The 5,096-nt window shown below is 41.8% G+C and carries 4 protein-coding genes; all 4 read right to left on the bottom strand.

Annotated elements, in window-relative coordinates; genetic code table 11:
• Positions 1–425: 425 nt before the first annotated feature.
• On the bottom strand, positions 426–1,088 hold the full coding sequence (locus tag H6A34_RS13795; protein WP_205105986.1) for a hypothetical protein: 663 nt from the start codon (positions 1,086–1,088) through the stop codon (positions 426–428).
• 80 nt (positions 1,089–1,168) lie between these two features.
• Positions 1,169–2,299 carry a hypothetical protein gene (locus H6A34_RS13790; RefSeq protein ID WP_205105985.1) on the bottom strand — a complete coding sequence of 377 codons (1,131 nt, stop codon included), beginning with the start codon at positions 2,297–2,299 and terminating at the stop codon, positions 1,169–1,171.
• 99 nt (positions 2,300–2,398) lie between these two features.
• Positions 2,399–2,683, bottom strand: a complete 285-nt coding sequence (locus tag H6A34_RS13785) for a helix-turn-helix transcriptional regulator (protein WP_205105984.1) — start codon at positions 2,681–2,683, stop codon at positions 2,399–2,401.
• Positions 2,684–2,907: 224 nt separating this feature from the next.
• Positions 2,908–4,248 (bottom strand): phage integrase SAM-like domain-containing protein, encoded by a 1,341-nt coding sequence (locus tag H6A34_RS13780; RefSeq protein WP_205105983.1) that lies wholly within the window; start codon positions 4,246–4,248, stop codon positions 2,908–2,910.
• Positions 4,249–5,096: the final 848 nt, after the last annotated feature.

The following is a 5,096-nucleotide window of genomic DNA, read 5'->3' as shown; positions in this document are numbered from 1 at the left end:
CAAAACTATTGATTTTTAATCTTTTAAAAGAAAAACTCGATGTGCTCAATTTTATGTTGCTGAAAGGCCATCCAACAAAACTGCGGAAGAACCTATAATTTGAAGTATGGATAAGCCGGATAGTTTTATAGCCCTAAATTTCAATTTAATCAATATACAGGTACTGATTATCAGGGACTTATGAGCATACAAGATAATACAAATACTTGAATATCAGCAGCTTATCTTTATCCAACAGAACTGCGGATAAACCTTACTTACTTTGTTGGATTATTATGTTTCGCAAAAGGTGCCAAATTGCATTGCAAAAGGCCGTAAATTACGTTGCAAAAGGTATCGAATTGCAATGCGAAAGACTATGAATTGAAACCCCGCCCGGAAACACAGAGGAAACAGGACGAGGCTTGGTGAGATATGGTGAAAAGTCAATAATCCCAATCGCAACCGTTCCAGACCACGTCAAACAGCATGTCCTTGTTGCGCTGCGTCATCCTTGGAGGGCACGATGTCGAATCGGAAAATTCATTGAAAACACAGAAACGGCATGGTTTATGTCCGTATGACATTCCCATATAGCTGATGAGCCTGCATTCCACGCCGCAGAAAGAGATGTATCCTTTGTCGCTATGATGGAAAAACAGGAATGACCTGGCCAGTTTTGTAGAGTCAAGCCATGATTCAATGGAAAATCTTGTAAAGAACACGAACAACCGCTCGTCAACATCCAGCGGGCGAATGTAGGCGGCCGTCATCTCAATGCAACTGTGTTTGTCCTGCAAGGTGAAGTCTTTCGACAGGGCCTTAACCAGTCTTGGACTCTTCGACGGCCAAGGCACTCCTATATGCCCGTGATAACCGCAGCCGAAGTCGATTTCGTCGAAGACGTGCAGGTGCGAGCCTATGTCGGAATGGTCGGCTTTAGAATAAGCGTCGTACACGCTCCTGTTTTTCTTGACTTCGGCGTTGAAGGTTGCCTTGAGCACTTTCTCGTTTGCGCTAAATTCATCATAGACCTCGCACAAGGTGGAATAGGTCGTTTGCGCCTGTATTTGCAGGGCTGGTAAGCCTTGGCTTAAAACGGTACTCATAATCTTAGGTTTTTAATTTTGATGAAATTGGAACCACAGCCAAGAGTTGACGACCGTGGTTCCGGTTGATAACGTGAATATCACTCAGCCTTGCCCTTGAACTCCTCTAATGGATGGTTGGCAGCGAACTTGTCAAAAGCGTCGTTGAACAAATCCGTCACGAAAGCAGCCTTGGACTTGCCACAACCTCGCTTATAACCCGAAGGCGAAACAATTTCCTTGATTTCGTCTCCGCTCAGGCTGTTGAAGAAGGCGACCATGTAGGCTTTGGCTTCCTTCTTGATGAGGTCGTTGCAGACGCCGTTCCACTTGTCTATGACGAACTCCGGAACGGCCTTGTTCATAAGCACATCCTCGTTCTTTGCTGCGAATTTTCCTTGTGCCGCCTTGTGGATTTCAATGCCGTACTTTGCGTCGTCAAACTTCAGCTTGTCGGTCGTGCCGCTCATCGCCTTCACCAACCCCGGCTTCTTGATGATGCCTTTGTGTAAAGTTACAAACTCACAGGCTGCGGTATAGTTGTAGCCTGATTCTTCAAGAGTTTTTACGTATTTCAAAGCAACTTTCACATCCTCGTCAATATTGTCCAGCCCGATGACTCCGGTTATGAAGTCGCTGTTCTTCCAAGTGAACACCTTGAGGTTGATTGCCTGGAGCATTTTCGTCAAGTCCGTCCAGTTGGTCGGAAAGTAAGCGAACACGTTGGCCGGTGCCTTGTCCGGGTGTTCCTTCATGATTTTTCTAATGGCCATGTACCTTGTCTGGCCGTCTACGATAACGACAGTCCGGGCAAGTTGTTCTTCAGGTATCTGATTACCCTCGAAATCCTCCACAGCGTATCCCATCTGTACTGCAACCGTTCCGGGAATGACAAGAAGCATTATCTGCATTCCGTCCTCCATGATTGAAACAGCCATGCTATTGACTGCCTTGGGTTTCGGCCACCTGTTCATAACAAGCCTGCCAGCGATTATTTCATCGGCCTGTTCAGCTCCGAGCAAATCCAACAGGTAAAGTCCCGTAAGAACTCTGGCAAAAAGTTTCGGACTAAGTTCGCAGATTTTTTTCACCTCTTGGGTGAATGTGGCAGCTTCCCCGGGTGTGACATAAGTTGCCAACCTTGCCTGTGTTTCGTCCACTACGTTCGTTTCTTCTCTCTTTTCCTGCAACCCTTCTTGAGAGCTGATAGAATTTACAGTTTCAGTTTTCATTGTTTTAAATGTTTTATTAATAATTTGTGATTAAACTCTCTTGCCGCTACGTAAGCGGTTGCCAGAACCGATTGCTCGGAATCCGGGTTTGTATTAAATTTATTCATAATACCTAAATTTGTTAAGGTAATCATCTATTACTTGCTGATCGTACAAAGGAGTGCGACCAACATACTCGCTTGGACTTATATAGCCCATCTTTTGGTGCCGGTACAACTTTGATTTTGAGATATGCAGCATCTCACAAACCTGTTTAATCGTGTACAGCACTCGTTCCCCACCTCGTTCGTCAACCTTATCTTGAAGCTGTCCGAACTTCCCTGACATCCGCTCGACAATCTTATCGGCAAGCATGTCTAACATCTTCGTTATTTTCTCTTCCATAGTTTTCGTTGTTATGTCGATTGCAAAGGTAAAGCCTTTTTGCAAAGTTAGCCAGGGCAAAATCGCGGCAAAAAACAAGTTGTTTTACCATAGTCAACACCCTTGATTATCAATACATTACGTCTATAAGGAAAAACACTCAATAAACCCTTTATACGAAACAAAAAGCCCCGACAAGATAAACCTGCCGGGGTGTCTAATAAGGGTTTGGTCAAGAAATACGCCTATTCAAGGTTCTTAACAACCTCTTTCTTCATTTCAGAATCAATCGCTCTGTATCTTGCAAAGGCCCTGCTGCCTTCCGTATGGCCGGTCATACAACCAATAAGGCTGGCATCCTTCACCTTTTTATATAGGTTGCCTATGAAATTACGCCTTGCCATATACGAAGAAGCCACTTCATATATCGGGTGTTGCTCACTCTGCCTCGTGACTGGGTTTATTATCGTCACGATACGATTTATACCAGCCCGCTTCAACATTTCCCTTATACTTTTATTATAATGGACAGTTGAAATGAAAGGCAATAACTCCGTTCTGTTTTCATCTCGATACCGTTCAAGTATTGTTTTCGCCTGTGGTATTAATGGAACACTCACAGTTCTAGCCGTTTTATTCAAAGTCTTGTTGGCAATGTATTCTATTGAGTCGCCAACAACATTATCTTTGGTCAGTTTATAAAAATCACCTGTTCTGATGCCAATGCAAGACTGAAAGACGAAGATGTCACGCTGAACTGCAAGTTGAGGTGAATCGGAGAAGTCAAATTCAAACAACCTGTTCCTTTCCTCCGTTGTGATGAAGAATGGCGTACCATAAACGCAAGCGGGCAGTTGGTATTTCTTAAACGGGTTGTTTTCCGTTCTCCCTGTCTTTACAGCCCAGTTGTAAAAAGTCCGAAACATCTTCATCGTGCCATGAATTCCATTAATGCCCCTTTGCTTGGGTATTCTCGTTACAGGAATCTTTTTGTAAATGTGCGCATATTTTATACATTTTCCGTTTTGGTCAAAAAACGTATATTCAATCTTTAAGAATTCCTCAAACTTAAGTACGTCTAAGTCGGTCATCTTGTCAAGGCTTAACTTATAGCCTCTACCTCTATATAATTCATAGCGTTGAAGCATCCGTAAGACACATAGAAACTCCCTGTCTCGTGGAGATGTTTTAACACGAACTGAAATAAAGGTCTTAAACAAGTCGACAAAGTCATCTTCACATTCATCGTCCTTGTTCTCATCCTCGCCGAAATGAAACACATGAACAATATGCTCCAGAAGCTCTTTGTTTACTTTTTCTGCCGGTAGGTTTAGGATTTGTTCCAACAAGCACGATGATAATTCATCCAACTTCTTTTGAAGTGAAAGTAGCTCAGCCTGAACTTTACCATGCACTCTTGGGATTAATACTTTCTCTTTTTTCGCATCCCAATATTTTGCTTCACAATAGATTTGTGATTTGATGCGAAAAACATTTTCACGCGATAAGGACAAGCGGAACATTACTTCCTGTTTACCACTGTCTTTTTGCTTTTTTCTTGCTAAACTTTTTCTTATTGTCGCCATAATCTTTAAATTTTAACGCTGCAAAATTAGAAAAGATTTAGGCGGTTGTCCAGGGCAAATTTTAAGCAAAGACACAACTGTTTTATCCCAAAAAGTCCGTTGACAAAAAGCCGATATTTTTGTCAACCGATTGAAATCCTGATGACATCCGATAAAACCCGGTGAAACTACGAAAACGTATAACCAGCTATGTGTCAGCCATATACGTCATCACGTCAGAACCACCGAATTTCGCCCAGGCTGCCCTGCAGGCGTACGAAGAGACACTCATAGAGTGTCTCTTTTTTATTTTAATCTTTTCCAACCATACATATAATATTAAAGAAACATATTAAAAAATGCTTTATATAACCACTACAATAAAAGACCGTCTTTTGCATTGCGAAAGATGACATATTGCACCACGAAAGACTATTAATTACAACTTGATTGACCATCAATCGCAACACTATACTGCCATGAAGAACCGATCGCAACGAGTTATAATCATTAGTACATACTGACTGCTGCCGGGAAATCACTAAACAGCTCATAATCACTTACTCGACAATAAATGAGCCTATTCAAATAATTTATCATTTGAAGGAAAGACACATGACTAATTCAAACACGTCAAAACAAGATGATTTCACTGAAAAAACAAAATAAGTGGTTAATGTTATAATGACGACAAAAGCGTACGAGGCAGATGAACAATAAAAAACTCCCGATTCCGTTTGGGAATCAGGAGTCTACTATTATTTACTGGTTCATCCGCAGTTCAGTTGGATAAAAAGTGAAAGATAAAGGAAGTCGCTGTAAAAATCGTATATTTGCAGTTGAACAAAAAAACAAAAAACGATGAACAG

Source organism: Marseilla massiliensis, from assembly GCF_016899855.1.
In the GTDB taxonomy this organism is placed as follows: domain Bacteria; phylum Bacteroidota; class Bacteroidia; order Bacteroidales; family Bacteroidaceae; genus Prevotella.
The sequence above is the reverse complement of the archived record's forward strand: the minus strand, read 5'-3'. Positions and strand labels throughout refer to the sequence as shown.

What these genes read in the sequence shown, in the direction of transcription:
- H6A34_RS13795 (WP_205105986.1), bottom strand. Translation starts at nt 1,088, where the DNA reads ATGAGTACCGTTTTAAGCCAAGGCTTACCAGCCCTGCAAATACAGGCG.
- H6A34_RS13790 (WP_205105985.1), bottom strand. Translation starts at nt 2,299, where the DNA reads ATGAAAACTGAAACTGTAAATTCTATCAGCTCTCAAGAAGGGTTGCAG.
- H6A34_RS13785 (WP_205105984.1), bottom strand. Translation starts at nt 2,683, where the DNA reads ATGGAAGAGAAAATAACGAAGATGTTAGACATGCTTGCCGATAAGATT.
- H6A34_RS13780 (WP_205105983.1), bottom strand. Translation starts at nt 4,248, where the DNA reads ATGGCGACAATAAGAAAAAGTTTAGCAAGAAAAAAGCAAAAAGACAGT.